21 protein-coding genes and 3 pseudogenes are annotated in these 25,911 nt (G+C 74.8%); 15 read left to right on the top strand and 9 right to left on the bottom strand.

Features of this window, described 5'->3' with window-relative positions; all coding sequences use genetic code 11:
- Positions 1 to 134 precede the first annotated feature (134 nt).
- Positions 135 to 1,793, top strand: coding sequence for a catalase (locus F3L20_RS21290; protein WP_145828454.1), 1,659 nt, complete (start codon positions 135 to 137; stop codon positions 1,791 to 1,793).
- Between the two features lie 4 nt (positions 1,794 to 1,797).
- Here the strand turns inward: F3L20_RS21290 and F3L20_RS34875 are convergent, their stop codons facing one another.
- Both F3L20_RS34875 and F3L20_RS21280 read right to left on the bottom strand, forming a co-directional pair.
- Positions 1,798 to 2,772, bottom strand: a complete 975-nt coding sequence (locus F3L20_RS34875) for a fructosamine kinase family protein (RefSeq protein WP_150155724.1) — start codon at positions 2,770 to 2,772, stop codon at positions 1,798 to 1,800.
- A gap of 478 nt (positions 2,773 to 3,250) precedes the next feature.
- Entirely contained in the window at positions 3,251 to 3,748 is a 498-nt protein-coding gene (locus tag F3L20_RS21280; protein WP_150155723.1) for a hypothetical protein, read from the bottom strand.
- A 175-nt stretch (positions 3,749 to 3,923) separates the two neighbouring features.
- On the opposite strand from F3L20_RS21280, the gene F3L20_RS21275 reads away from it, so the two are divergent.
- From F3L20_RS21275 to F3L20_RS21250, 6 genes and pseudogenes are all read left to right on the top strand, one after another.
- Positions 3,924 to 5,171 carry a cytochrome P450 gene (locus F3L20_RS21275; protein ID WP_150155722.1) on the top strand — a complete coding sequence of 416 codons (1,248 nt, stop codon included), beginning with the start codon at positions 3,924 to 3,926 and terminating at the stop codon, positions 5,169 to 5,171.
- 142 nt (positions 5,172 to 5,313) lie between these two features.
- The gene (locus F3L20_RS21270) at positions 5,314 to 5,505 is read left to right on the top strand and encodes a hypothetical protein (RefSeq protein WP_024887656.1); all 192 of its coding nucleotides are present in this window, start codon (positions 5,314 to 5,316) and stop codon (positions 5,503 to 5,505) included.
- A 22-nt stretch (positions 5,506 to 5,527) separates the two neighbouring features.
- Positions 5,528 to 6,220: a hypothetical protein gene (locus F3L20_RS21265; protein WP_150155721.1), complete on the top strand. Its 693-nt coding sequence runs from the start codon at positions 5,528 to 5,530 to the stop codon at positions 6,218 to 6,220.
- Positions 6,217 to 7,209 (top strand): DUF6895 family protein, encoded by a 993-nt coding sequence (locus tag F3L20_RS21260; protein WP_150155720.1) that lies wholly within the window; start codon positions 6,217 to 6,219, stop codon positions 7,207 to 7,209. The genes F3L20_RS21265 and F3L20_RS21260 overlap by 4 nt, the downstream gene beginning before the upstream one ends.
- Positions 7,206 to 8,088 (top strand): annotated as a pseudogene (locus F3L20_RS21255) (DUF6895 family protein). Before F3L20_RS21260 ends, F3L20_RS21255 begins: the two are co-directional and overlap by 4 nt.
- Positions 8,085 to 9,179 carry a serine hydrolase domain-containing protein gene (locus F3L20_RS21250; RefSeq protein WP_150155719.1) on the top strand — a complete coding sequence of 365 codons (1,095 nt, stop codon included), beginning with the start codon at positions 8,085 to 8,087 and terminating at the stop codon, positions 9,177 to 9,179. The pseudogene F3L20_RS21255 and the gene F3L20_RS21250 overlap by 4 nt, the downstream one beginning before the upstream one ends.
- A gap of 83 nt (positions 9,180 to 9,262) precedes the next feature.
- Here the strand turns inward: F3L20_RS21250 and F3L20_RS21245 are convergent, their stop codons facing one another.
- The 5 genes from F3L20_RS21245 to F3L20_RS21225 all read right to left on the bottom strand — a co-directional run bounded on the left by F3L20_RS21245 (position 9,263) and on the right by F3L20_RS21225 (position 14,474).
- Positions 9,263 to 10,633: a trypsin-like serine protease gene (locus F3L20_RS21245; protein ID WP_150155718.1), complete on the bottom strand. Its 1,371-nt coding sequence runs from the start codon at positions 10,631 to 10,633 to the stop codon at positions 9,263 to 9,265.
- A 153-nt stretch (positions 10,634 to 10,786) separates the two neighbouring features.
- On the bottom strand, positions 10,787 to 12,457 hold the full coding sequence (locus F3L20_RS21240; protein ID WP_150155717.1) for an alkaline phosphatase D family protein: 1,671 nt from the start codon (positions 12,455 to 12,457) through the stop codon (positions 10,787 to 10,789).
- A 257-nt stretch (positions 12,458 to 12,714) separates the two neighbouring features.
- Positions 12,715 to 13,476 (bottom strand): metallophosphoesterase family protein, encoded by a 762-nt coding sequence (locus F3L20_RS21235; protein ID WP_150155716.1) that lies wholly within the window; start codon positions 13,474 to 13,476, stop codon positions 12,715 to 12,717.
- The gene (locus F3L20_RS35725; protein WP_431193173.1) at positions 13,473 to 13,646 is read right to left on the bottom strand and encodes a BON domain-containing protein; all 174 of its coding nucleotides are present in this window, start codon (positions 13,644 to 13,646) and stop codon (positions 13,473 to 13,475) included. The genes F3L20_RS21235 and F3L20_RS35725 overlap by 4 nt, the downstream gene beginning before the upstream one ends.
- Before the next feature lie 135 nt (positions 13,647 to 13,781).
- Complete coding sequence (locus F3L20_RS21225; RefSeq protein WP_150155714.1) at positions 13,782 to 14,474, bottom strand: nucleotidyltransferase family protein; 693 nt, start codon at positions 14,472 to 14,474, stop codon at positions 13,782 to 13,784.
- Positions 14,475 to 14,732: 258 nt separating this feature from the next.
- On the opposite strand from F3L20_RS21225, the gene F3L20_RS34065 reads away from it, so the two are divergent.
- From F3L20_RS34065 to F3L20_RS21200, 5 genes are all read left to right on the top strand, one after another.
- The gene (locus F3L20_RS34065) at positions 14,733 to 15,374 is read left to right on the top strand and encodes a hypothetical protein (RefSeq protein ID WP_167534422.1); all 642 of its coding nucleotides are present in this window, start codon (positions 14,733 to 14,735) and stop codon (positions 15,372 to 15,374) included.
- 25 nt (positions 15,375 to 15,399) lie between these two features.
- On the top strand, positions 15,400 to 19,722 hold the full coding sequence (locus tag F3L20_RS21215; RefSeq protein ID WP_150155712.1) for a cation-translocating P-type ATPase: 4,323 nt from the start codon (positions 15,400 to 15,402) through the stop codon (positions 19,720 to 19,722).
- A 407-nt stretch (positions 19,723 to 20,129) separates the two neighbouring features.
- On the top strand, positions 20,130 to 21,203 hold the full coding sequence (locus tag F3L20_RS21210; RefSeq protein ID WP_150155711.1) for a zinc-dependent alcohol dehydrogenase family protein: 1,074 nt from the start codon (positions 20,130 to 20,132) through the stop codon (positions 21,201 to 21,203).
- A gap of 139 nt (positions 21,204 to 21,342) precedes the next feature.
- The gene (locus F3L20_RS21205; RefSeq protein WP_150155710.1) at positions 21,343 to 21,930 is read left to right on the top strand and encodes an Rv1733c family protein; all 588 of its coding nucleotides are present in this window, start codon (positions 21,343 to 21,345) and stop codon (positions 21,928 to 21,930) included.
- A 62-nt stretch (positions 21,931 to 21,992) separates the two neighbouring features.
- A complete protein-coding gene (locus F3L20_RS21200; protein ID WP_150155709.1) occupies positions 21,993 to 22,193 on the top strand; it encodes a DUF2191 domain-containing protein in 201 nt (66 codons plus the stop codon).
- A gap of 119 nt (positions 22,194 to 22,312) precedes the next feature.
- Here the strand turns inward: F3L20_RS21200 and F3L20_RS21195 are convergent, their stop codons facing one another.
- Positions 22,313 to 22,990 (bottom strand): class I SAM-dependent methyltransferase, encoded by a 678-nt coding sequence (locus F3L20_RS21195; protein WP_150155708.1) that lies wholly within the window; start codon positions 22,988 to 22,990, stop codon positions 22,313 to 22,315.
- Positions 22,991 to 23,075: 85 nt separating this feature from the next.
- Between F3L20_RS21195 and F3L20_RS21190 the strand changes: the two genes are divergently transcribed.
- Positions 23,076 to 23,528, top strand: a complete 453-nt coding sequence (locus tag F3L20_RS21190) for a flavodoxin family protein (RefSeq protein WP_150155707.1) — start codon at positions 23,076 to 23,078, stop codon at positions 23,526 to 23,528.
- A gap of 48 nt (positions 23,529 to 23,576) precedes the next feature.
- Here the strand turns inward: F3L20_RS21190 and F3L20_RS21185 are convergent.
- Positions 23,577 to 24,647: pseudogene (locus tag F3L20_RS21185) on the bottom strand (YihY/virulence factor BrkB family protein).
- A 105-nt stretch (positions 24,648 to 24,752) separates the two neighbouring features.
- Between F3L20_RS21185 and F3L20_RS21180 the strand changes: the two are divergent.
- Both F3L20_RS21180 and F3L20_RS21175 read left to right on the top strand, forming a co-directional pair.
- A pseudogene (locus F3L20_RS21180) lies at positions 24,753 to 25,383 on the top strand (GNAT family N-acetyltransferase).
- A gap of 232 nt (positions 25,384 to 25,615) precedes the next feature.
- A complete protein-coding gene (locus F3L20_RS21175) occupies positions 25,616 to 25,873 on the top strand; it encodes a hypothetical protein (protein ID WP_150155706.1) in 258 nt (85 codons plus the stop codon).
- Positions 25,874 to 25,911: the final 38 nt, after the last annotated feature.

Genomic DNA, 25,911 nt, shown 5'->3' with positions numbered 1-25,911 from the left:
ACGGACGCGCGGCGTGAATGACGCCGCGGCGCCGGGTACCCGGGCCGCCCGCCAGGAACCGGCCGACGGCCCGGAGGCAGCCGCGCCCCGGCCCGTCACCGGCCATGAACAGCAGTGCAAGGAGCCCCACGATCATGACGGACGTTTCGAGCCAGGGCCCCGCTACCGGCGACGACCGCAAGGTACTCACCAACCGGCAGGGCCATCCGGTCTACGACAACCAGAACCAGCGCACCGTGGGCTCGCGCGGCCCGGCCACGCTGGAGAACTACCAGTTCCTGGAGAAGATCAGCCACTTCGACCGGGAGCGCATCCCCGAGCGCGTCGTGCACGCCCGCGGCGTCACCGCGTACGGCTACTTCGAGGCGTACGGCACGTGGGGCGACGAGCCGATCTCCCGCTTCACCCGCGCCAAGCTCTTCCAGGAGGCGGGCAAGCGCACCGATCTCGCCGTCCGCTTCTCCACCGTCATCGGCGGCCGGGACTCCGCCGAGACCGCCCGCGACCCCCGCGGCTTCGCCGTGAAGTTCTACACCGAGGACGGCAACTGGGACCTCGTCGGCAACAACCTGGGCGTCTTCTTCATCCGGGACGCCATCAAGTTCCCGGACGTCATCCACGCCCTCAAGCCCGACCCGGTCACCTTCGAGCAGCAGCCGCGCCGCATCTTCGACTTCATGTCGCAGACCCCCGAGTGCATGCACATGCTGGTCAACCTGTTCAGCCCGCGCGGCATCCCCTCGGACTACCGCCACATGCAGGGCTTCGGAGTGAACACCTACAAGTGGGTCAACGCCGAGGGCGAGACCAAGCTGGTCAAGTACCACTGGATGCCCAAGCAGGGCGTGCGGTCCATGACCGAGGAGGACGCGGCGAACGTCCAGGCGCAGTCCCTCGGCCACGCCACCAAGGACCTCTACGAGGCCGTCGAGCGCGGCGAGTACCCCGAGTGGGAGCTGCTCGTCCAGATGATGGACGACCACGAGCACCCGGAGCTGGACTTCGACCCGCTGGACGACACCAAGACCTGGCCCGAGCAGGACTTCCCGCCCAAGCCGGTGGGCAAGATGGTGCTCAACCGGATGCCGGACAACTTCTTCGCCGAGAACGAGCAGATCTCCTTCGGCACCGGCGTCCTCGTCGACGGCCTGGACTTCTCCGACGACAAGATGCTCGTCGGCCGGACTTTCTCCTACAGCGACACCCAGCGCTACCGGGTCGGTCCCAACTACCTGCAGCTGCCGGTCAACCAGGCCAAGAACGCCGAGGTGCGCACCAACCAGCGCGACGGCCTTATGGCCTACCACCAGGACGGCGGCGGGGAGAACCCGCACGTCAACTACGAGCCGTCGATCACCGGCGGGCTGCGCGAGGCCCAGTACCCGACGCACGACGAGCAGGGCCCGGAGATCCGGGGCCGCGTCACCCGCAAGCGCATCGAACGCACCAACGACTACCTCCAGGCGGGGCAGCGCTATCTGCTGATGGAGGACTGGGAGCGTGACGACCTGGTCAAGAACTTCATCGGCCAGCTCTCCCAGTGCGACCGGCCGGTCCAGGAGCGCATGGTGTGGCACTTCCTGCTCGTCGAGAACGACCTCGGCCGCCGGGTCGGTGAGGGCCTCGGCATCGTGCCGGAGGACGTCGCCCACCTGGAGCCGCTGGCGAGCCAGGACCTCACCGACGACGACCGCAAGCGGCTCGCCAACCTCGGTGACAACCCGCCGCGTGACGTGGAAGGGCTCACCATGACCCACTGCGTCCCCGACGAGCGGCACGTGGTGACCCGCTGAGAGGTCACCGGGACAGCGCCGAGCGGGCCGCGTCGAGCGCCTGCTCGGCGTAGCCCCGCCCGAACAGCACGGCGTGCACCAGCAGCGGGAACAGCTGGTGCACGCCGACGCGTGCGCGCCGGCCCTCCGCCAGGGGCGCCACGTCCTCGTAGCCGTCGAGCACCGCGTCCAGCAGCGGACAGCCGAACAGCTCCAGCATCGCCAGGTCGGTCTCCCGGTGCCCGCCGTGGGCGGCCGGGTCGATCACCCGGACCCTCCCGTCGGCACCCCACAGCACGTTGCCGTTCCACAGGTCGCCGTGCAGCCGCGCGGGCGGCTCGGCGGGCCCGGCCAGCTCCGGCAGCCGCTCGCAGACCCGCTCGACCGACGCCGCCTCACCGGGCGTCACCGTGCCCTCGTCGACCGCCCGGCGCAGATACGGCAGCACCCGGTGCTCGGCGTACCAGCCGGGCCAGAAGTCACCGGTGACGTTGCGCATCGGGGCCGGCCCGATGAACGCCTCCACCGGTCCGCCCGGTGGCGGTGTCCCGAACGCGGGGGCGCCCGTCGTGTGCAGACCGGCGAGGTCCCGCCCGAAGCGGACCGCCGCCTCCCGGCCGGGCCGGCCCTCCGCCACCCGGTCCAGCACCAGCCACCCGCCCTCGAGGGCGAGGGCGTTGCGGGTGCCGAGGCTGCCCGTCTCCATGGTGTGCAGCGGCAGCCGCAGATAGTCCGCGGGAGAGGCCGGGGAGGCGAAGTGCAGGACGAGGTCGGGGCGCCGGCTCACCGGCAGCTCCTCGGACACGTCGGCCTGGACGAGGGTGAACCCCGGACGGTCGAGCAGCGGGGCGATGTTCTCGGGGCGCCCGGTGCTCAGGTCGTCCACGCAGGTCACGGCCGCCCCCGCGTCGAGCAGGGCGGTGCACAGATGGGAGCCGACGAATCCGGCGCCGCCGGTGACGACGGCGTGCTCCCACTTCCGGGATATGGGGCTACTCATGCCCCACACCCTCACCCGTACGGCGGGCAACGGCACGGTCGCCTACTGCGGTCGGGTGAACCACCCACGGTGACCATGCGACCCGCCTCCGGCACACAACGGGACCGGCCGGGGCCGCCACCGCGACGGCCGGCCGTCGCGGGCCCGGCGGCCAGGCCGCCCGCAGACGCGCCCTCCGACGACGGCCCGCCTCGGACGACGCGGGGGATCGGCCGAGGGGGGGCGGCGGTCCCGCGTCGTTCGGTGCCGGTCCCCGGGAACGGCCGGGCGGGACCGGCCCCGGCGTCGCTCGGTGGGCGGGTCAGGCGACCGGCGTCGGGTGCGAGCGGTGCCGTCCGCGTCGCGTGAGTGAGCAGGGTGGGCCGTGGAGTGCCGGGGCCGGGTACGGGTGTGCGGCTCGCGTCGCGGGAGCGGGTCACCGGGGCCGGGGCTTTCGAGGCCGAAGCGTGGCGCGGCTCGGCGTCGCTGGAACGGGCCGTCAGGCCGCGAGGGCTGAGTTCGGGTCCAGGCGGGACAGGAGGGAGGCGTGGTGGAGGTGGGTGACCGGGGTGAGGAGGTCCGGGTGGCGGAGCAGGGCCGCCGCCCGGACGTCCATGGCGTCGGGGGCGAGCAGCCGGCGGTACTCACCGGTGCCGCCGCCCAGCGCGGCCACCGCCCGGGCCGCCAGTCCGGCGTCGGACAGCAGGCACGCCGCCCAGCTGGCCACCACCTCGTCGACCCAGGTGCGCCACGGTTCGCCCTCGTGGTCCTCGGCCCCGGTGATCCGGTCCAGCGCGCCCGATCCGCCCGGGCCCGCGAGTCCCACCAGCTCCGCGTCCATCGCGGTCGGGTACCGCAGCCGGGCCGCGACCGTCACCGCCTGCCGTGCCTGGATCTCGCACAGGGCGGCGGCCAGGGCCCCGCCGTGCGCGGGGAAGGAACGGATCAGCCACTGCGCGGTGGCCGTGATGACGGGGGAGAGGCGCGTTGCGGGCACTGCGGGTCCGTCCGAATCGGGGAGGAAAAGGAGAGGACGCCAGCACCGTAGTCCGCACCCCTCCGCCCCGGACGTGACGCGGATCTCGACCGGGGCGTGGTGTGCGCCACGCCCGGACGGGTGCGACGCCCGCTCTCCGGAGTGTCCGTGAAGGGCGGGCGGGCACCCGACGGCCATGGACGTACTCAGCCGCCCCTTGACCGACCGCACCCTCCCGCTCCTCGCCGAGGGCTACGCCTGGCTGCCCAACCGGATGCGTGACGCCGCCGGCTCCGTGGTCCGCACCCGCATCATGGGCCGCCCGGCCCTCGCCCTGCGCGGACCGGACGCGGTGCGGTTCTTCTACGACGAGCGAAACGTGCACCGGCACCGCGCCATCCCCGAGCCGGTCCTCGGCACGCTCTTCGGCCACGGCGCCGTGCACACCCTCGACGGCGCCGCCCACCGGGTCCGCAAGGAGCTGTTCCTCCCGCTGCTGGAACCCGCCGCCGTGTCCGGGCTGACGGACCATGTCGTCGCCGCCTGGGACAAGGCCGTACCGGGATGGAGCGCGCGCGACAGCGTGGTGCTGTTCGACGAGGCGGCCACGGTGCTCACCCGCGGCGTGCACCGCTGGGCCGGCATACCGCTGGACGACGGCGACGCCGCGGCGACCGCACGGGACATGACGGCGATGGTGGACGGCTTCGCCACCGCCGGACCGCGCCATCTGAGGGCCCGACGGGCCCGCTCCCGTCAGGAGGAGCGGCTGGCCCGGCTGGTGCGCGACGTCCGCAGCGGCCAGGTGACCGCGCCCGCGGGATCGGTGCTGGAGCGGGTGTGCGGGCACCGCGACGCGGACGGCGAACCGCTCGACGAGAAGACGGCCGCCGTGGAACTGCTCAACGTGGTCCGCCCGACGACCGCCCTCGCCTGGTTCGTCGCCTTCACGGCGCACGCCCTGCACCGCTGGCCCGGGAACCGCGCGCCCCTGGCGGACGGTGACGTCGCGTTCGCGACCGCCTTCGCCCACGAGGTGCGTCGCTTCTATCCGTTCGTGCCGTTCCTCGGCGGCCTCGCCGCCCGCGACCTGTTCTGGCGGGGCGCCTGGGTGCCCGCCGGGGGACTGGTGGTGCTCGACGTGTACGGGCAGAACCACGACGAGGCGCTGTGGGGCGACCCGTACGCCTTCCGCCCGCGGCGCTTCCTCGAACGGCCCGTGGCGCGCGACGAACTCGTCCCGCAGGGCGGGGGCGACCCGGCGGCAGGGCACCGCTGCCCCGGAGAGGGCCTCACCGTCGGCCTGTTGGAGGCGCTCGCGGCGCAACTCGCCCGTATGGAGTACACGGTTCCGGAGCAGAATCTGGCCATCTCGCTGCACCGTGTCCCGACCCTTCCGCACAGCGGTGTCGTCCTTGCGGGAGTTGGCCGGGCCGCCGGTTAGCGGGCCCCCGCGCGCTGCTCCCGTGGTCCCCCTGCATGTTGAAGAAGAGACGAAAGTAAGTATGAGAAAAGTGGCGTGATTTGTCCGATTCGGGTGATTCTGAAATGGAAGGTACTTCGCTACGCCTCAGGGAGATGGTGTTATGCGTCCCGACGAGAAGGTCCTCGAGAAGGAACTCACCGGAGTCCAGACCGCCGACATCGAAGCGGCCCTCGACCCGGTCGAGGCCGACGGCGTCTACCGCGACAGCCGGCAGTGCGCCGCCCTGGCACTCCTCTCCGGTGCGACCAAGCTGCTGCTGTCGCCGCCGACCCCGCGCCCGAAGAAGGGCTGAACGGATCGACGGGAGTAGTCGAATGGAGCAGTCAGGCACTTCGACCCGCTTGCAGGCCGCGGTGCAGGACCTCGCTTCCGGTGTGGTCTCCGCCCTCAGGGGCGGGGACCACGCTCACGTGGTCCCCCGGGCGGGGACCGACGGGGAAGCGGGAGACCTCGCACTGGCCGCCGTACGCGTCCTGGGAGCGGACGCGTTGCTGCCGGGCCTCCTGTCGCACACTCCGCCCGACCCGGCGGAGCTGGCCGTCTTCCGCAAGGCGGTCGAGGCGTACCCGCCCCGCGCGGACGCCGCACCCACCGTCAGATGGAGCCACTGGGCCATGGCCCGTACCCTGCGCCAGGCCGACCCCTCGGCCGCCGGAGCGCCGGACGATCCCGGCACCACCTGGCTCGACGGGGCGACCTGGCAGGTCCTCACCCATCAACTCGCCGTCCTGGCACCCCTCGCGGTCCCCGGAGATGACTGCGCGGTGAGCCGCCTGGCGGAGCACCGGCCCGTGGACGTCGCCCGTGGATTCGTCCGGGCGGTGCGCCGCCGGGACTGGCGGCAGGCCGCCGGCGCGGGCCGCTGGCTGACCCTGCTGCCCGGCGTGCCGGACACCGTGGGCCTCGACTCCGGGCTGGACTTCGTGGAGCTGATGGGCGGACAGGACCCGCTCGTCGCCCTCCAGGTACAGGCCGCCCGGCGGATGCGGACCGGAGCACGCGTGTGACCGCGCCCCGCACCGCGGAGGACCTCCGCACCGTCGCCGGGGACGCGCTGGCCTGGGTGGACTCCCGCAGGCCCGACTTCGCCCTCGGCGACGACGCGCTCGCCGTCGACGGCGAGGTCGACCGCAGCTGGAAACCGCTCGGCGAACTCGCCCAGGTCTGCGCGACCGTCGCCCGGCACACGGAACCCTCCGACCCGCTGCACGCCCGCGCCCGCGGACTGCTGGACTTCGCCTGGCAGGAGACGCACGAGGGTGAACTGTTCCTGCGGCTGCAACGCCTGGAGCCGTTCGCCACCTACCCGTTGGAGGTGTACGCCGCCCTCGCCTCGGCCGGGCTGCGGCACCCCGCCTTCGAACAGGCGGCCGCGGTGGTGGCCCGCACCCGCGGCTGGCGGCTGACCGAACAGGATCCGACACGACGGCTCGGCGTGCTGCGCGCCGAGGAACGCTGCGGCATCCACCGCTTCGGGCAGGCACCGGCGGACCTGCCGCAGACCTGGCTCGGCGGACTGCCCGAGCCGTGGACCTTCGGCCGCGACGCCGGATACGCCCTCACCCACGTCGTCTTCCACCTCAGCGACTGGGGGCGCGACGCCGCCGCCATGCCCCTGGACCTGGTCGCCTATCTGACGGACTGGCTGCCGCCCTGGCTCGACACCTGCCTGGAGGCGGGGATGTGGGACCTCGGCGGCGAACTCCTCGCCGTGGCCGCCGTCGTGGCCCGCACGACCGGCGAGGAGGCGCCCGTCGACGCCTGGCAGCGCCTGGTCGCCGCCCGGGGCCCGTCCGGCGAGATCCCCCTGGACGACCGGGACCTCGGCGACCTCGGCGCGAGGCCCGGTGACGGCGGCGACCGCTACTTCCTGCACCACTACCACTCCACCCTCATGGCCGCCTTCGCGGCGGTCCTGGCCGGTGCCCGCCCGGACGCCCCGCCCGCCGGAGCCGTGGCGGGGCAGCGGCCCGACGGACAAGGAGCGCCGGCATGACCGACACCCGTCTCGTCCACACCGTCGGTGTCGGCGCCATGGAATGGCTCTGGGCACACCGCGACGGCTTCCGGCTGGAGCCCGACGTGGACCCGGAGGTGGGCTTCCTCGAACGCTTCAAACCGGTCGGTGAACTCGCCCTCGTCTGCAAGGTGCTCTTCCGCGAGGGCGTGTCCGGATCCCGGCAGGCGGACCTGGCCCGCAAACTGCTCGACCACATCTGGCGCGAGACCCTGGACGGCGGCACCATGCTGGTCCGCGGCCAGCGCACCGAACCGGCCTCCCCGATCCCCTTCGAGGTCTACCTGCCGTTCCGCGAACTCGGCTACAGCCAGCCCGAGCTGGAACAGCACGTGGTGCTGAACAACCGTCTGGACAGCTGGTTCGCCTTCGAGACCACCCCCACCCGGCGGCTCGGACTGTCCTCGTTCCAGCGGCGTTTCGGGCTCACCCCCCGCCCGGCGGAGTCCGAGGCCCTGCGCGCCACCTGGCTGGCCCGCACCCCCGAACCCTGGACCGTCGAGGGCCACATCGCCTACGACATCACGCACTGACGGGCTGCCCGAGGACATCGCCGCGTACCTGGCGACCTGGCTGCCCGCGTGGATCGACGACTGGCTGGACCTGCAGCGCTGGGACCTGCTCGGCGAACTCCTCGTCGTCGACGCCTGTCTGCCCCGCCCCACCCTCGACGAGACGGCCTGGCGGGCGTTCGCCGCCGCCCAGCAGCCCGACGGTGCCATGCCCGCCATCCGTGACATGCCCGAGGGCGACGAGGAAGCCGTCTTCGACGTCGTGTACCACCCCACCCTGGTCGCCGCGTTCGCCTCGGTCCTGGCCACCTCCCGCGCCCTGACCGAGCTCGTCCAGGCCTCATGACGACGGCGTACCGCACCTCCTGGCCGGGCCCGCCCGCCGACCGGGAGGACGGGCCGCCGGAGAGCGCGAACAGCCGCGCCGACGACGGGAGGTGGACGGAGCGGCTGGCCGAGGCGGTCGCCGCGGCCGAAGCCCCCGACACCGTTTTCGCGCTCTCCCGCCACGGCCGCCGCACGGTGGTCACCGGCGGCACCGGCGAGCCGTCCGGGCGTCCCCGCGACCGGCTGCGCTACGAGATCGGCTCGGCCACCAAGGCGTACACCGGACTGCTGCTGGCCCACCTGGTGGACAGCGGCCTGCTCACCGGCGGCGAACCGGCCGCCGCCCTCCTCGGCGCCCGGCGCCCGCCCGGCACCACGCCGGTCACCCTCGCGCACCTCGTCACCCACACCGCCGGACTGCCCGCGCTCCCCGCCGGCTTCTACCCCCGCGCCCTGCCCGCCTGGCGCACCAACCCGTACGGCCGTTACCCCGACGCCCGCGTCGTCGACGCCTTCCTGCGGTACCGTCCCCGGCACCGCCCCGGCACCCGCTGGCGCTACTCCAACTTCGGCGTCGCCGTCCTCGGCCACGCCCTCGGCGCCGCCACCGGCACCGACTGGCAGGACCTGCTCGCCGGCCGGCTGCTCGCCCCCCTGGCCCTCCACGACACCGCCCCCCACCCGGCCACCGACGGACACGACGCCGTCGGGCACGGCAAGGACGGCACGGGCACGCTGCCCGCCTTCGACGCGGGCGGCTTCCGGGCGGCCGGCGCGGTCCGGGCCACCCCGCACGACCTGCTGACCTTCCTCGAAGCCCATCTCGACCCCGGTCGCTGCCCACAACTGGCGGGCGCGCTGCGCGCCGTACGCACGCCCGTCCTGCGCCGGGGCATCGGGCACCGACACGTGCACACCGTCGCCTGGTTCCGGCACCCGACCGACGGCGGCCCCCTGTACTTCCACAGCGGGGCCACCCTCGGGCAGCAGGCGTTCCTCGGCTACCGCCCCGACACCGGCACCGCGCTGGCCGCGGTGTGCACCCGCCGGTTCCGCTCCCACGACCCGTTCCTCGCCACCGCCTACGCGCTGCTCGCCGAACAGCCCTGACCCGCCCCGCGGGTGACGGCGACCACGGGACAGGGCGCCGGGTGCGGCCCGCAGGCCACCGCCGACGCCGTACGGCCGGTCCGTCAGAGCCGCTGCCAGAGTGCCGGGGTCCCGGCCGGGGCCCACGCCCCCTGCGCCTGGTGCGTCTGCAGGCACTGGTACGTCACACCGTCACGGGTGACCGTGGAGCCCGCCTCGTAGACCGAGCCGGCGGTCCACGCCCGGGCCCCGGCCTCCTGCTGCCCGGTCGCGGCCTGCGCGGCCGCCGTGGCCAGGGTCAGGCCGTACTCGGACAGGATCGGGTTGACCGGCTGGAAGAACGTCGTACCGCCGTTGGTGCAGTCGCCGGAACCGCCGGACGTGACCCCCTGCGCCTGGGCGCCCGCGACGTACGGCCCGCCGGAGTCGCCCGGCTCGGCGCACACCGTGGTCCGGGTCAGCCCGTCGACCGTGCCCTCCGGGTAGCGGACGCTCGCGTCGTGCTGCTCGATCGTGCCGCAGTGCCATCCCGTCGTGGAGCCGGAGCGGCACACCGACGCCCCCACGAGCGCCTGCGCCGAGCCGGTGACCTGGACCTCCTGGCCGCTCTGCGCCTTGACGTCGGGCGTCGGCGTCCACTGGCTCTGGGTGGCCACCCACGCCATGTCCTTCCCGGGGAAGACGGACGCCTGGAAGGTGCCCTGCGCGGTGCGGTCGTAGCCGGTCGTCGTGGCGCCCGCCCTGCCGCAGTGCCCGGCCGTCACGAAGCCCGGCTGCGTGCCCTTGGTGACGGAGAAACCGACCGAGCAGCGCGCCGAGTCGTTGATGTAGTAGGCGTCACCGCCGGTGATGTCCTGCAGCAGCCGGGGCCTGTCGGCGGACAGCCGGATACCGATGTCCTCCTGCTCGAGTCCGGCGGCCTTCACGAGCGCGGTGCCCGCCGCCTGGTCGACCGCCTGCACCACGACCCGGTTCTTCGGCACGTCGATGTACCAGACGGGCGTGTCGAGGGCGGTGACCCGGCCCGCCGCCGCGTCCAGCTTCTCCTTCGCCGCCTCCAGTGCGGCCAGCGGCCGCTCCACCACCTGTGCGGTGGCGCCCTCGGCCTCGATGGCCGCCACGTCCCCGGCGTCGGTGGTCGCCACCGTCAGCTCGTCGGCGGTCGCGCCGCGCAGCCAGGCACCGGCGTACCGCTCGCCCAGGGAGTTGCGCAGCCGGCCCGCACGGGTGCCCGCCTCCGCCTCGTTGACCAGACGCGTGGACGCCTGCTCGGCGTCCAGGTCCAGGTCGCGCTGGAGGGCGGTGAGCAGGTGCGGGGAGGGCCGGTCGGCGCCGAGGGTCTGGGCCGCACCGGGCGCGGGGCCCGCCACGGGGGAGGCGTCCGCCGCCGCCGCGCAGGGAAGGCCGGCGAGGACGAGGGCGCCGAGTGCCGTCAGGGCCGAGTGGCGCGCGGTCCGGGCGTGTCTGAGGACCATTCGGTACGTCTCCTTCGTTCGGGCGGCGAGCTGTCGAGGAGACTTAGGCCTTGCCTGGCGTGCCCGACGGGATGTCAGGACACGCCGGGATTGACACGTTCGATACGACGACCGGCCCCAAGTGCAGTACGCGGACGGGTCGGCCGGGTGACGTCAGACGGGCCTGAGCCCGGGGGCGCCCGCCTCCGTGACGAAGGAGGCGGCGGTGGTGACGGCCGCGCCGGGCGTCGTCACGGCCGGCACGGTGCGGAAGTCGGCGCGCGCGTTCTCCCGGTTCAGCTCGACCCGGAGATAGCCGCGCCGCCCGTCGTAGTGGCGCAGGTGCGGGTTGGCCCTCATGAGGGTGTCCCAGTTGGCCGGGTGCTCCGCCCCGTCCCGGCCGCTGGTCACCGAGGTGCAGGTGAGCTCCGTGCCCAAGGTGGCCGAACCGGCGTCGCCGAAGTCCTCCTTGATGTCGAAGGCGTACGCCACATGGACGTCGCCGGTGAGCACCAGCCAGTTCTCGACGCCGGCCGCCTTGGCCCCGGCGACGAGCCGGCCGCGGTTGGCCCGGTAGCCGTCCCAGGCGTCCATGGACAGCTTGGCCTGAGCGTTGAGGTCCAGCGCGCGCTGCGAGAAGCACACCTGCTGGGGCATCACGTTCCACAACGCCCCGGAAGCGGCCCAGCCGTCGAGCAGCCAGCGCTCCTGGGCGTCGCCGGTGAGGCTGCGTGCCGGGTCGTCCGACTCGGGGCCGGGCACGTGTGTGACGTCGCCGTAGGCCTGGTCGGAGCGGTACTGCCGGGTGTCCAGCACGTCGAACTGCGCGAGCGTGCCCCAGTTCAGGCGGCGGAACAGCTGGGCGTCGGGGCCGTCGGGGAGCTGGCCGGCGCGCAGCGGCTGGTTCTCCCAGTAGGCGCGGTAGGCGGCGGCCCGCCGGGCCAGGAACAGCGCCGGGTCGCTGCCGTTCTCGTCGTGCTCGGCCGCGTAGTTGTTCTCCGTCTCGTGGTCGTCCCAGGTGACGACGAACGGTGGTGCGGCGTGCGCGGCCCGCAGGTCGGGGTCGCTCTTGTACAGCGCGTAGCGCATCCGGTAGTCCGCGAGGGTCGTCGTCTCCCGGTTGAACACGGACGGCAGCACCCGGTCCGTGTAGTTCCGGGCGCCGCCCGCGGAGTTGACGGCGTACTCGTACAGGTAGTCGCCGAGGTGGAACACCACGTCGACGTCCTCCCGCGCCAGCTGCCGGTGCACGGTGTAGTAGCCGTCGTGGTACGCCTGGCAGGCCACCGCTGCCAGCCGCAGGCGTGTGACGTCCTCGCCCGCCGCGGGGGCGGTCCGGGTGCGGCCCGTCGGGCTGATCCAGGCGCCCGTGCGGAACCGGTAGTAGTAGGGCCGGCCGGGATCCAGCCCGCGCACGTCGGCCCGCACGCTGTGCGCGTACTCGGGGTGGGCCACGACGGTGCCGCCGCGCACCACGAGGGCGAACGAGTCGTCGAGCGCCACCTCCCAGGCCACCTCGACCTGCTGCTGTCCCATCCCGCCGTCCGGCTGGAAGGGCGCCGGGGCGAGCCGGGTCCACAGGAGCACCGAGTCCGGCAGCGGGTCCCCGGAGGCCACGCCGAGGGTGAAGGGGTCCTCGGTGATCCGGGCCGCGTCGAGCCGGGGCGCGGCGAACGCGCCGCGCGTGGGGAGGTTGGTGCCGAAGGCGAGGGCGGCGGCAGCGGCGGTGACGGTCAGGAAGCGACGGCGCGACACGTGCCGGGCGGCGGTGCGCAGTTCGGTGTCGTGCGCCGTGAGGGCGAGCGCGGGGGCAGGTCGTCGTCCGGTTCGGCCCGGCAGCGCCATCTGGTGTCCTCTCGTACGGCGTGCGGCGGATGGACGGCTGGCGCAGGCCGGCGGCGACGCGGGCAGGCGAGCGCGGTCCGCGGCCCGGGCCGGCGCGCGACGGCGGGCCGCGGACACGGAGCTGCATGCTAAGCAGACAAGATGCTTGTCAGAGGTGTGCCGTGCGGACCGTTCACACCACAGGCGGTACGCGGGACCGCGCACAGGAGAGCGCCGCCGGGTGAACCGGCGGCGCGGGGAACGGGGATGAGGCCGGGTCAGCCGGCGGACGCCCGGGCGTCCGCGCCCACCCGCTCGCGCAGCGGCAGGTGGTAGACGTGGAAGGCCCGCCCGATCACCGGCTGGGCGACGTTGCGCACCTTGACGCCGCCGGTGGTCATGCCGTGCTCGCTGCCCGCGTGCGCGTGCCCGTGCACGGCGAGGTCGGCGCCGGCCGTGTCGATCGCCTCGGCCAGCAGATAACTGCCCAGGAACGGGTAGATCTCCGCCGGCTCACCGGCCAGCGTCTCCGGCACGGGGGAGTAGTGGGTGAGCGCGATCCGCACGTCGCAGTCCTCCTCCGCCAGCCGCTCCAGCGCGGTCCGCAGGCCGTCGGCACACCGGCGGGAGACCCGGACGAACTCCTTCATCACCGGCTCGCCGAACTCCCCGGCGCTCGCGCCGACGAACCCGCCGCCGAACCCCTTGGTGCCGGCCACGCCGACGCGCGCGTCCCCGATCCGCAGCACCGTCGACTCGCCCTCCAGGACGTGCGCCCCGGCGCCCCGCAGCAGGTCGGACACCTCGTCCTGCCGGTCGTCGTGATGGTCGTGGTTGCCGAGCACGGCGACCACGGGCACCCCCAGGTCCCGGATCTCGTCGGCCACCACCCGCGCCTCGTCGAGCGTGCCGTGCCGGGTGAGGTCCCCGGCCAGCAGCAGCAGGTCCGCGCAGTCGGGCAGCGTGTCGAAGGCGGGGCGCAGCACGCCCCGGGTGTCGGGTCCCATGTGGATGTCCCCGACGGCGGCGACCCGGATCATGACAGTTCCTCCGCGTGGTCGGGCGACGAGGGTTCGGTCACGAGGATGTCGCAGTGCACCTCCAGCCCGCCGAGCTCCTCGCGCACCACCTCCAGGACGTCGTCCCGGCAACGGGCCGAGGGGACGGTGCCGGTGACCAGGACGGCCCCGCCGCGGACCTCGGCCCGCACCCCGAGCTCGCCCAGCTCCTCCGAGGCGAGGCGGTCCTGCAGGTGGGCGATGCGGTACTCGGGGGGGCGCCGCGGGGGGCGCCGCCCGCCGGACCGGCGTCGTGGGTGTTCATGGGCGTTCCTTCCACGGGCGGGTCAGATGACGTTCAGGCGTTCCAGGAGGAAGAAGAAGGCGGCCGGCATGGGCGCGTCGCCGCAGTCGCGCCGTACCTGCTCCCAGTCGACCTTCTCGCGCAGCGCGCGGGCGATGGGCAGCACGGCGCCGAAGTCGCAGTGGTGCTCGGAGAAGGCGGCGACGAGGCTGGTCAGCAGGTCGGTCGGCGCCAGGACCGGCATCCGGACCGACTCCACGGGCAGTTCCCGCGCTCGCTCCAGCATCTCGGTGGAGACCGGCCGGTGGGCCAGCTCGAAGATGACGTCGACGTCCTGGCCGAAGCAGGTCGCCTTGATCAGCCAGTCCTCGGGCGGGGTGTAGACGGTCAGCCCGGCGTCCCGGAGCGTGGCGGCGACCGGCCCCGCGTCCTGCGGGCGGACACAGAAGTCGACGTCGTGCTGGAGGTTGCCGCTGCCGCCGTGGGCGTGCACGGCGACGCTGCCCGCCAGCGCGAAGAGGTGCCCGCCCCGCTTGAGCACCGCGCCGACCTGCTTGGCCGCCTCCAGGATGGCCTGGTTGCGGTCCCGGGGGAGGCCGGAGTCGTCCGCCTGCCCGAACTTCGGCTCCGCCCGCACGTCGAGCGGCGGAGCCTCACCCGGTGCGTCCGAGGCCAGACGGAGGTCCGGTGTCCCCGGGCGCCGCATCCGTGCGGCGTCCTCGCCGTTCTCCGTCATGACCCGACCACTCCCTTCGCGACCGGACGGTCCGCCCGGCCGCTGTCTCCCGGTGCCCGTCGAGGGCGCACGCCTGTGTGCCTGTTCCTGGTACCCGGCGCGCCCGTTCCGACACGGGTCCGACGGCGGCACGGGCGGGGCCCCAACCGCTTCGGGCGTACCGGGAAGGCGCCCGGGCCGGTCACGGCCGACCATGGGGCGAAAGACAACGAAACGGACGAGTGCGCCCGGCGGCGGTGCGCGCCGGTGGAGGTCGACATGGAGCAGGACACGTCGCGGGCGTCGGATCTCCCGCAGCCGCTGCGGGCGGTCACCTCCCACCTGCGGCGGCTGCCGGGCGCCGGGCAGGTGGGCAGGGCCGCGGGCGGCGCCCTCGACGCCCTCGGCGCGGTGTCGCCGCGCGGGCGCCGGATGGCCGTCTACGCCGGCGCGGGAGTGCTCGGCGTCGCCGGACTCGTGGAGTGGCCCGTCGCCCTCACCGGCGCGGCGGTCGCCTGGCTCACCCGCCCCCGCGGGACGGAGGGGGAGTGGGCCAGGGCCGCCGACTCCGCGACCGCCCTGACGGACGACACGTCGGCCGGCGAAGGCCCGCCGGCCGATCCCGAGCGCGGGCTCCTCGCGGGCGCCGCCGGCGCCGGGACCGGGGGCTCGGGGTCACGCCGGGGCGGTACGGCCGCCGCGGCGGGCGGCGACGGCGCGGGCCGTGGGCGCGGTGCCGAGGTACGGGGGCCGGCCGGTCCCGGAGACCGTCTCACCCCCTCCAGGCACCGGCAGGTGCGTGAGCAGCCCGCCAAGGTGGGCGACACCACCACCGCCTCCGCGCTGCGGCAGGTCGCCGAGGCCACCACGCAGCACGCCCCCCGAAGCGACCGGGACGGCACGTCCCGGCACACCGGCTGAACCACGACCACGCACGGGAGCCGGAATGCTCGCACTCATCGACGTCGCCCCGCTCGCCGGGGCCCTGGCGGGGGCCGCCGCCGGAGCCGCCCGCGGCACCGCCCAGGGCGTGACGTCCGTACAGGTCACGACGCGCCGCCTGAAGAACGTCGCCCGCAACGCCCTCGGCGGCGGCCGGCACTGGCGGGCCGGGCATCGCGTCCACCTCGCCCTGCGCCACCCCGACGCCGCCGTCGGCCCGCTCGCCCGCCAGGTCGCCGCCGGCCTGCTCGACCACCCCGACGTCGTGGCCGCGTACTGGGACGAAGGGCTCGCCCGTCTCGTGGTGACCGCGGCGACGGACGCGGCGGGCGACCGCGTGAGCGAGCGAGCCGTCGCGCTCGCCGCCCGCCTCGGCCTCACCGAGGACGCCGGACCCGAGCCGGACGACGCCACCGTCCACCCCGGCGACCCGCGCGAGGTGCGGGTCGCCGCGGCCGCCCTGCTGCTCGACGCCGCCGGCGTGGCCGGGGCCCTCGCCGGCCGCTCGCTGCGGCTGCCGCGCAGCCCCAAGGCGCTCACCGCCACCGTGACCCTGCTGCGCGAGAACCCCCGCTTCCGCGCCCGGCTGCGCGAGCGGCTCGGCGGCAGCGGCATGGAACTGCTCCTCGCCGCGGCCAACGCCGCCGCGCACGGCGCCGCCCAGTCCCCGGTGTCCCTGCTGCTCGACGGCCTGCTGCGCACGGGGCAGCTCACCGAGGCGACGGCCCGCGCGGTCGCCTTCGAGGCGGTCCATGACGACATCTGCCGCGAACGGCGTGCCGGCATCCCGCGTCCCCCGGACATCCGCCCGCCGCTGCGCGTGACCCCCGCCCAGGCGTACGCGGCCAACGCCGGCACCGGCAGCGTCGCCGGGGCCGCAGCCACGCTCCTCATCACCCGTGACACCGGCGAGGCCGCCGAGGCCGTGCTCGCCGGCTCCCCGAAGGCCGCGCGCTACGGCCCGGCCGCCTTCAACGCCGTGCTCGGCACCGCGCTCGCCCGGTCCGGCGTGCTGGTACGCGGCGGGGACCGGCTGCGCCAGCTGGAGATCGCCGACTCGCTGGTCCTGCACGCCGACGCGCTGCGCAACCTCCCCCCGGCCGAGGACGAGGAACCCGCGCCCTACCACGACCCCGTGCACCCCTGGGCGGAGGCGGTGCTCGACGCGGCCCGCCGGGCAGGGCTGCACGTCGTCGTCACCGGCGGTTCCGAGCTGAAGGACATCACCCGCCTCGCCGACGAGGTCGCCCCCGTCGACCTGCCCTTCGGCGACATCGTGCGCGCCCTCCAGCACGACGGGCACATCGTCGTCGCCGTGGCCCGCGTGCCCGCCGACGGCGACCGCGACATCGCCGACGGACTGCCCGCGGGCGACGTGGCGATCGCCCTCACCGACGGCCTCTCGGCGATCCCCTGGGGCGCCGACGCGCTCGCCCCCGGCGGACTGGCGGACGTCTGGCGGCTGCTCACCGCCGTCCCCGCGGCCCGCCGGGTCGGCCGCCGCTCGCAGACCCTGGCCCGGGCGGGCGCCGCCCTCTCCGGGCTGATGGTGGCCCGCGGCGGCACTCCCGGCGGCCGGGTGTGGCAGCGGCTCACCCGCCACGCGCCGGTGAACGTCGCGGCGGCCGGCGCCCTGGTCAGCGGCTGGACCGAGGCCGTACGCGTGGCCCGGGCCGTGCCGCCCGAGCCGCGACTGCACGTGCCCTGGCACGCCCTGGAACCGCACGAGGCGCACGCCCTGCTCCGGGACGCCCGCACCGCGACCGAACCCGTCGGGCTCGACCTGCTCACCGCCCGCGCCCGGCAGCGCGTCGCCCGCCTGACCCGGACCGGCGCGGCGGCGCCCGCCCGCTGGACCTGGGAGGCGGCCGGCGCGGTCCGCCGCGAGCTCGACGACCCGCTCACCCCCGTCCTGGCCACCGGAGCGGTCGCCTCGGCACTGCTCGGCTCCGTCGTCGACGCGCTGCTCGTCGTCGGTGCCATGGACCTCAACGCGATCGCGGGCGGACTGCAGCGGCTGCGCGCCGAACGGGCGCTCGCCCGGCTGGCCGCCCACCAGCAGCCCCGAGCCCGCCGGCACGTCACCGACAGCCGCACGGTGACCGTCGACGCCGTCCGGCTGCGGCCGGGGGACCGGATCGACCTCGCCGCCGGGGACGTCGTACCGGCGGACGCCCGGCTGGTGCGCGCCGAAGGGCTGGAGGTCGACGAGTCGTCGCTGACCGGCGAGTCGCTGCCCGTCACCAAGGACGTCGACGCCACGCCGGGCGCGCCGGTCGCCCAGCGGACCTGCATGGTCTTCGAGGGCACCACCGTGGTCGCGGGCCGGGCCGAGGCGCTGGTCGTCGACACCGGCGACCACACCGAGGCGGGCCGCGCGGTCGCCCTGGCCTCCCGGACCCCGCCACCCGCCGGTGTGCAGGCCCGCCTGCAGGAGCTGACCCGCAAGGCCCTCCCCGTCACCCTCACCGGCGGAGCACTGGTGACCGGGCTGTCCCTGCTGCGCGGCAGCCCGCTGCGACGCGCCGTCAGCGGCGGTGTCGCCGTGGCCGTCGCAGCCGTCCCGGAGGGGCTGCCGCTGGTCGCGACCGTCGCCCAGATGGCGGCCGCCCGCCGCCTCTCCCGCCGGGGCGTGCTGGTGCGCACCCCGCGCACCCTGGAGGCGCTCGGCCGGGTCGACACCGTGTGCTTCGACAAGACCGGCACCCTCACCGAGAACCGGCTCCGCCTGGTGCGGGTGGCCGCCGCCGACGGCACCGTCCTGGCCCCGGACGCGGAGCGGGCCGTGGCGGTCGTACGGCAGGCCGCGCGCGCCTGCCCGCAGGAGGAGACCGCCGAGGGACGCAAGGTCGCGCACGCCACCGACGAGGCGGTGCTGGACGCCGCCCCGCCGGACGACGCCTGGACCGCCCACGGCGAACTGGCCTTCGAGGCCAGCCGCGGCTACGCGGCGGCCGTCGGCCGCGACGGCGAGGGGACGTACCTCGTCGTGAAGGGCGCCCCCGAGACCGTGCTGCCCGCCTGCGCGGACCTGCCCGACGCGGCGACCGGCACCGCCCACACCCTCGCCGGCCAGGGACTGCGCGTCCTCGCCGTCGCCCGCCGCCCGTACCGGGGCGACGACCCGGCGGCGGAGCTCCAGGACGGCCTGGGCGGGCTGGAGTTCGTCGGACTGGTCGCCCTGGCCGACGTACCGCGCGAGACCTCGCAGGAACTGCTCACCGCGCTGCGCGCGTCCGGCATCCTGCCGGTCATGCTCACCGGCGACCACCCGGAGACCGCCCGCGCCATCGCCCTGCAACTGGGCTGGCCCGAGGAGACACGGGTGGTCACCGGGGACGAGCTGGTCGCCATGGGCCGCGCCGACCGGGTGCGCGCCCTGCACGGCGCCGGTGTCGTCGCACGGGTCGCGCCCGAGCAGAAGCTGCACGTCGTGGAGGCCCTGCAGCAGGCCGGCCGGGTCGTGGCGATGGCCGGCGACGGCGCCAACGACGCCGCCGCCATCCGCGCCGCCGACGTGGGCGTCGGCATCGAGGCCCGCGGCTCCGCGGCCGCCCGCAACGCCGCCGACATCGTGCTCACCGGCGGCGACCTGTCCGTCCTGGTGGACGCCTTCGCCGAGGGCCGGGCGCTGTGGCGCAGCGTGGCCGACGCGGTGAGCATCCTCATCGGCGGCAACGCCGGCGAGGTCGGCTTCAGCGTGCTGGGCACCCTGCTCGCCGGCTCCTCGCCGCTGTCGACCCGCCAGCTGCTGCTGGTCAACCTGCTCACCGACATGTTCCCGGCCATGGCGGTGGCCGTGACACCGAGCGACGACCCGTCCACGGCGGCGCACGCCGCGACCGGCCCGATGAGCCTCGACGTGCTCGGCGCGCCGCTGCTGCGCTCCATCCGGCGGCGCGGTGTGACCACCTGCCTCGGCGCGGTCACCGCCTATCTGATCGGCCGGCTCACCCCCGGCACCGAACGCCGCTCCACGACCATGGCCCTGTGCGGGGTGGTCGGCGCCCAGCTGGTGCAGACCCTCTCCGGACGGCGCCACAGCACCCTGGTGTGGGTGACCGCGCTCGGCTCCGCCGCGGTGCTCGCCGCGCTGGTGCAGACGCCCGGCGTCAGCCACTTCTTCGGCTGCGTCCCGCTCGGCCCGGTCGCCTGGACCGGGGTCGCCCTGGCGATCGCCCTGTCGGCGCTCGCCCCCCGGCTGGAACACCTCGCCGCCGTACGCCGCCTCTACGACCTCGCCACCCGCCTCGCCCTGCGCCTCGGCGACTCGGCGCGCCAGACCCGCCACCTCCTGCACACGGGAATCGCCCGTCCCGTCGCCTGACGGGACGCCTCCCACGGCGTGGCCGAACGCCCCACGCCGCGCGGCCGGACGCCCTCCCGCGGTCGGACGCCCCCTCGGGGCCGCGCCCCACGCATCCAGGGGCCGGACGTCCCCCCGGGGGCCCGGCGCCCCACGCCGCGCGGCCGAGCGTCTCATGCCGCGTGGACGGCACCCCCACCGTCCGGCCGGACGCCTCTCACCGGGTGACTTGGCGTCCCCTGCCCGTTGCCGGACGCCCCTGTGCCCGCAAGCGCACGGGTGTCGCCGTCGCGCGCGGCGGAACCGGCGCACGGCGCACAGACTGGAAGGGCAGGGGCGGCGCCCGGCACACCCCGGCTCCGCCGACGCAGGCGGGTCGCGCACGCCCCGCGCCGGGGCCCGCCGCCCAGCGAGAAGGTGAGATCGGCATGAAGGGTTACGTCTTCCACGGCCCCGGTCAGTCCGCGTGGGAGGAGGTTCCCGATCCGGAGATCCGGGAGCCCGGCGACGTCATCGTCCGCGTCGACGCCGTCACCATCTGCGGGACGGACCTGCACATCCTCAAGGGCGACCTGCCCGAGGTACGGCCCGGCACCGTGCTCGGTCACGAGGCGGTCGGCGAGATCGTCGAGGCCGGGCCCGACGTCCGCACCGTACGGCCCGGGGACCGGGTCCTGATCTCCTGCGTCTCCGCCTGCGGCCGCTGCCGCTACTGCCGCGAGGCCATGTACGGGCAGTGCCGGGGCGGTGGCGGCTGGATCCTCGGGCACCTCGTCGACGGCACCCAGGCCGAGTACGTACGGGTCCCGTTCGCCGATCTGTCGGTGTACCCGCTGCCCGGCGCCCTCGCCAACGAGGACGCCGTGCTGCTGGCCGACATCTTCCCCACCGCCTACGAGGTGGGCGTCCTCAACGGGCGGGTGCGGCCCGGGGACACCGTGGTGGTGGTCGGTGCCGGGCCGGTCGGTCTGGCCGCGATCGCCACCGCACGGCTGTTCGGGCCCGAGCGGGTCGTCGCCGTGGACCTGGCGGCCGCCAGGCTCCAGGCTGCGAAGGAGTTCGGCGCCGACGCCGTGGCCGACGCGGGCGAGGGGCCGGAACAGCTCGTCGAGGACCTCACCGGCGAACTCGGCGCGGACGTGGTCATCGAGGCGGTGGGCGTCCCGGAGACCTTCGAACTGTGCACCCGGGTGGTGCGCCCCGGCGGCCACGTGGCCAACGTCGGCGTGCACGGCGCGCCCGCCACCCTGCACCTCGAGGACCTCTGGATCAAGAACGTCACCATCACCACCGGCCTTGTCGACACCCACTCCACCCCGACCCTGCTGCGCATGGCGGCGGCCGGCCGGCTGCCCACCCGCCGCCTCGTCTCCCACACCTTCCCCCTGGACCAGATGCAGGAGGCGTACGACGTCTTCGGCAACGCCGCCGAGACGGGGGCGCTCAAGGTCGTCCTCGGTGTCCCCCAGCACGAAGTGGTCCCCGTCCACCCGTCGGTCTGACCGGAACCGCCGCCGGACCGACTCCGGTTCCTGGTCGGTGAGTTGACGGAAAGGCCCGTTCCGCCCGTGCGGGCCGGGACGGAACGGTCCACCCTGGAGAGGTGGCGCGGTCAGCACCCGTGCGAGGAGGTGACCTCCCATGGCGACGCATGGTGCGAGGGCCGGGGTGCGTTGGTGGCGGTGGCGGAGCAACCCGCTGTGCCGCCGCAGCGACGTGGCCGAGGCCTGGCTGCTGATCGCGACGTTCGTCCTCGCCCTGCTCCTCGCCGGGTTCGGCGGGCTGGCGGCGGCCGGCGCGGTCGACGGGTCGCTCGACGACCGGCGTGAGCGCAGCAGCCCGGTCCCGGCCGTCCTGGTCGAGAACGCGCGCGACGCGGCGCCCGTGTCCGAGAGCGGCGACGGCGGCGTCTGGGCCGAGGTGCGCTGGACCGCCCCGGACGGCACCCGCCACACGGGGCGCACCGAGGTCCCCGCCGGCAGCAAGGAGGGCACCGAGGTCACCGTGTGGAACGACGCGTCCGGCCGGCTGGTGTCCCCGCCGCCCGAGGGCGCCGAGGCCGGCTTCCAGGTGGCGATGGCCGGCATCACGGTCGCCGTCGTCGTCGGGGGCGTGGTCCTGGTCGGCGGCTGGCTCGCCCGCGCCCGCCTGCGGCTGCGGCGGCTGGACCAGTGGGAGGCGGAGTGGCGACAGGTCGAACCCACCTGGCGCAAACGCATGACCGGCTGACCGGCTTCCTCACGGACCGCGAGCAACTAGAGTGCGGCCACGACGTGAGAAGGGGGCACGGGGTGGCCAAGGTCAGCATCGGTCTCGACGCGGAACTCGTGGTGGAGGTGATGGTCCTGGCGGGGATCGGCTCACCCCAGGACGCGGTCGAGGCGGTCGTCCGGGACTACATCGCGCGTGGCCACCGCACGGAGGCGCGCACCGAGCTGAAGGACCGGACGTTGCGCGAGGCCGACGCCACACCGCAGGAGCCCCAGGGCTGAAGGCCCGCTCGGTCCCCGCGACACGCGTCCCGGCAGCGACGGAGCGGCGTCACCCGGGACCCATCGACCCGATGCGGGCGAGGAGCGGGGCCGCGCCGTCCGTGGCGGTCCTGCGAGCCTCAGCCCTCGCCCCGCCTGCAGTGCAGGAACAGATGCGGCTCCGGGCGGGCCTGCGGATGGCTCGGGGTGAACATGGTGCTCTCCTCCCGCTCCACCGTCAGTCCCGCCTCCCGCACCAGCGTGGTGACGTCCTGCGCCGCGAAGCTGGTCACCCGCACCGGCCGGCCCATGAACACGCCGTCGAACTCCTCCACGTCCAGCGGCACCGTCGCCAGCACCAGCAGGCCGCCCGGCCGCACCGCCGCCGCCAGCCGGCGCACCAGTTCCGTCTGCTCCGCCCGGTTCATCTGGAGCAGCGCGAAGTACACGCAGACCGCGTCGTACGACCCCTCCGGGAGTGGCATCCGCCGGACGTCCTCGCAGCGGAACTCCGCCTCGGGCACCTGCCGGGCGGCGATCTCCACCATCACCGGGGACACGTCGACGCCCAGCACCCGGTGTCCGGCACCGGCGAGCGCGGCGGCCGTGGGACGTCCCGTGCCGCTGCCCACGTCCAGCACGGTGCTGCCGGGGGAGAGCCGTTCGAGCAGCCAGTTCAGTGACGCCCGGTGGGCCGACGAGGACGCGAACGCCTTCTCGTAGTCGCTGCCCAGCGCGTCGAACACCGCCACCGCCGGTGACTCGTGACCTTCGCCGCCCACTACGCACCCGCCTCCCTGAATCCCGATGCCCGGCATGGTGCCACCCCCCGTCCGCCGTCACAACGGCACCTCGCTCGGGCACGGCTTGCGGTCGGGACGTCCGGCACGGCAGGGTCGGGGTGTGCCGACCGTGCTGATCGTCCACCACACGCCCTCGCCGAACTGCCAGGCGATGTTCGAAGCCGTCGTCTCCGGCGCCACCGCCCCGGAGATCGAGGGCGTGCGGGTGGTGCGCCGTGCCGCGCTGTCCGCAACCGCGACCGATGTCCTGGAGGCCGACGGCTACCTGCTCGGCACCCCGGCCAACCTCGGCTACATGTCGGGGGCGCTCAAGCACTTCTTCGACCAGGTCTACTACCCCTGCCTGGACACCACCCGGGGCAGGCCCTTCGGGTACTACGTGCACGGCGGCACCGACGTCACCGGCGCGGTGCGCGGGATCGAGTCCGTCACCACCGGCCTCGGCTGGCGCCGCGCCGTCGAGGCCGTGACCGTCACCGGCGAGCCGGACAAGGCCGCCCTGGAACGGTGCTGGGAACTGGGCGCCACCCTCGCGGCAGGGCTCGCGGACTGAGGCCCGCCGGGGTCCCGGCGGGCCTCAGTCCGCCGGGACCCCGGCGGGTCAGGCGCCGTCCATCTTCTGCCGGTCCTGCTCGTCCCAGGCGCGGGTGTCCCGCGGCTGCGTGTACGGCTCCTCCTCGGAGGATGACCCCGGCGATGGCCCGCTGCCGGGCGATCTCCGCGTCGAACTCCAGGCCCAGCAGGATCGCCAGGTTGGTGATCCACAGCCAGATGAGGAAGACGATGACACCGGCCATCGTGCCGTACGTCTTGTTGTACGACCCGAAGTTGGCGACGTAGAGGGCGAAGCCGGCGGAGGCGATCAGCCAGATCAGCAGCGCCAGGAAGCTGCCGGCGTGACCCACCGGAAGCCCTTGACCTTGGCGTTCGGCGCGGCCCAGTACAGCAGCGCGATCATGACGGTGACCAGCAGGACCAGCACCGGCCACTTGGCGATCGACCACACCGTCAGCGCGGTGTCTCCGAGCCCCAGCAGGTCGCCCCTGACGGGCCAGCCCGCCGGTGAAGACCACGATCAGCGCGCTGATCCCGGCCATCAGCAGCAGCGCGACCGTCACGCCACGCGCACCGGCAGCACCTTCCACACCGGGCGCCCCTCGGGCATGTCGTACACCGCGTTCGCCGAGCGCATGAACGCGGCACGTAGCCCGACGCCGACAGATGGCCAGCAGCAGACCGAGGATCGCCACCAGCGACCCGACGCCCGCGTTGCCCTGCAGCTGCTGGATCGCCTGCGTGATGATGTCCCGCGCGGCGCCGGGGCCGTGAGCTCCTGGACGTTCTCCAGCACCCTGTCCGTCGTCGACTTCCCGGTGAGTCCCAGGATCGACACCAGCGCCAGCAGCGCCGGAACAGTGCCAGCACCCCGTAGTACGTCAGGGCGGCGGCGCGGTCGGTCAGTTCGTCGTCCTTGAACTCGCGCACGCTGCCCTTGAGCGCCCCTTCCACGCCCCCTTGGGGAGCTTGGTCGGAGTGTCCGGCGCCGCCGCCTCCACCGCGTCGCTCGGGCCGGCTCCTGCGCCGGCTGCCCGTCCCGCCGCGAGGCCGCGGACTCGTCCGGCGCGTCTGAGTGAACCGGCCGGTCGCCCCGGCCCGGGATATGCAGCTTCATGGCCACCGGTGCCCCGCGACCGGCATGTCACGCCCCGGCGGACGGGTGGACACAGTGGCCGTAAACCACTTGTGGGAGCGCTCCATCAGGTGCAGGATGCCGCCCATGAACGAGTCACCCGCGATCCGCCCGTACCGCCGCGAGGACCGGGCGGCCCTTGACGACATCTGTGTCCGCACCGCGCACAACGGCCAGGACAGCCGGCCCCACTACGCCGACCCCACCGTCTTCCCCGACACGTTCGCCGCCCCCTACGTCCATCTGGAGCCGGGACTTGCCTTCGTGCTGGACGACGGCGGGGCAGGCGGTCGGCTACGTCGTCGGCGCCGCCGACACCGTACGGTTCACCCGCGAGTTCCGCGCCGCGTGGCTCCCGCTGGTCGCCGACCGCCACCCCGAGCCGTCCGGCCGCCCGCCACCCCGGACGAGGAGATCGCCTGGCTGCTGCACCACCCCGAGCGGATGATCGTCCCCGAACTGGCCGCCTGGCCCGCCCATCTGCACATCGACCTGCTGCCCGAGTGGCAGGGGCGCGGGTACGGGCGGCAGCTGATGCGGACCCTGCTCGCGGCGCTGGCGGAGCGGGACGTGCCGGCCGTGCACCTCGTGATGACGGTCGCCAACAAGCCCGCCCGGCCTTCTACGACCGGATGGGCTTCGAGGAGATCAAGGGGGTGCCGATGGACGACTCCGTCGTCTGCCTGGCCGCACGACGCGGGACCTCGACCGGCTCTGACCCGGGTGGATGAGTGCGCGGAGGTTCCAGGGAGCGGCGCCGAGCCGATACGCGTGCCGAAGGAGAACGTGCGCCCGCTGCCCGACGCGGCCGGGAAGGCCCCGGCGCGCTGGACGGCGCTCGGCGTGTCCGTGATCCCCTACGGGGGATGCCGGCGGGCGGCCTGGAGGCGCGCGCCTGGTGAGCGGGGCCGCCGGCACGGGGCGGCGGCGCGGTGGCCGTGGCGCCGGTGATGGGGCGGGGACGCGTCGGGGCACCGGGCCGTGATCGCGCCGAGCCCGCGCTGATAGGCAACTCGGTGACGGTGCTCGGGCAGTGGATGTGTCCGCGCTCCGCCGACGTCGGCGTCATCCGGCTCGCCGCGTCCCGAGCGCCGGACCTGTCCGGTGACCAGGTGCGGACGTCCGGTCTGCACCATGTCGACGAGACCGTCGGGTGCGCCGCCGCACACCCGGGTCCCTTGGACCGCACGGTTCTCCTGCCGCGCTGACACCCGGCCGCGCGCAGTTCCCGGTTTCCCGCAGGACG

The sequence above is a fragment of the Streptomyces tendae genome (assembly GCF_008632955.1).
Classification (GTDB): domain Bacteria; phylum Actinomycetota; class Actinomycetes; order Streptomycetales; family Streptomycetaceae; genus Streptomyces.
This window is presented reverse-complemented; position numbering and strand designations above follow the sequence as displayed.

Excerpts from the sequence above, each read along its gene's own strand:
- F3L20_RS21290 (WP_145828454.1), top strand. The coding sequence starts at position 135 with ATGACGGACGTTTCGAGCCAGGGCCCCGCTACCGGCGACGACCGCAAG.
- F3L20_RS21225 (WP_150155714.1), bottom strand. The coding sequence starts at position 14,474 with ATGACGGAGAACGGCGAGGACGCCGCACGGATGCGGCGCCCGGGGACA.
- F3L20_RS21265 (WP_150155721.1), top strand. The coding sequence starts at position 5,528 with ATGGAGCAGTCAGGCACTTCGACCCGCTTGCAGGCCGCGGTGCAGGAC.
- F3L20_RS21275 (WP_150155722.1), top strand. The coding sequence starts at position 3,924 with ATGGACGTACTCAGCCGCCCCTTGACCGACCGCACCCTCCCGCTCCTC.
- F3L20_RS34065 (WP_167534422.1), top strand. The coding sequence starts at position 14,733 with ATGGAGCAGGACACGTCGCGGGCGTCGGATCTCCCGCAGCCGCTGCGG.
- F3L20_RS34875 (WP_150155724.1), bottom strand. The coding sequence starts at position 2,772 with ATGAGTAGCCCCATATCCCGGAAGTGGGAGCACGCCGTCGTCACCGGC.
- F3L20_RS21235 (WP_150155716.1), bottom strand. The coding sequence starts at position 13,476 with ATGATCCGGGTCGCCGCCGTCGGGGACATCCACATGGGACCCGACACC.
- F3L20_RS21215 (WP_150155712.1), top strand. The coding sequence starts at position 15,400 with ATGCTCGCACTCATCGACGTCGCCCCGCTCGCCGGGGCCCTGGCGGGG.
- F3L20_RS21250 (WP_150155719.1), top strand. The coding sequence starts at position 8,085 with ATGACGACGGCGTACCGCACCTCCTGGCCGGGCCCGCCCGCCGACCGG.
- F3L20_RS21210 (WP_150155711.1), top strand. The coding sequence starts at position 20,130 with ATGAAGGGTTACGTCTTCCACGGCCCCGGTCAGTCCGCGTGGGAGGAG.
- F3L20_RS21270 (WP_024887656.1), top strand. The coding sequence starts at position 5,314 with ATGCGTCCCGACGAGAAGGTCCTCGAGAAGGAACTCACCGGAGTCCAG.
- F3L20_RS21240 (WP_150155717.1), bottom strand. The coding sequence starts at position 12,457 with ATGGCGCTGCCGGGCCGAACCGGACGACGACCTGCCCCCGCGCTCGCC.
- F3L20_RS21175 (WP_150155706.1), top strand. The coding sequence starts at position 25,616 with ATGGGGCGGGGACGCGTCGGGGCACCGGGCCGTGATCGCGCCGAGCCC.
- F3L20_RS21205 (WP_150155710.1), top strand. The coding sequence starts at position 21,343 with ATGGCGACGCATGGTGCGAGGGCCGGGGTGCGTTGGTGGCGGTGGCGG.
- F3L20_RS21195 (WP_150155708.1), bottom strand. The coding sequence starts at position 22,990 with ATGCCGGGCATCGGGATTCAGGGAGGCGGGTGCGTAGTGGGCGGCGAA.
- F3L20_RS21245 (WP_150155718.1), bottom strand. The coding sequence starts at position 10,633 with ATGGTCCTCAGACACGCCCGGACCGCGCGCCACTCGGCCCTGACGGCA.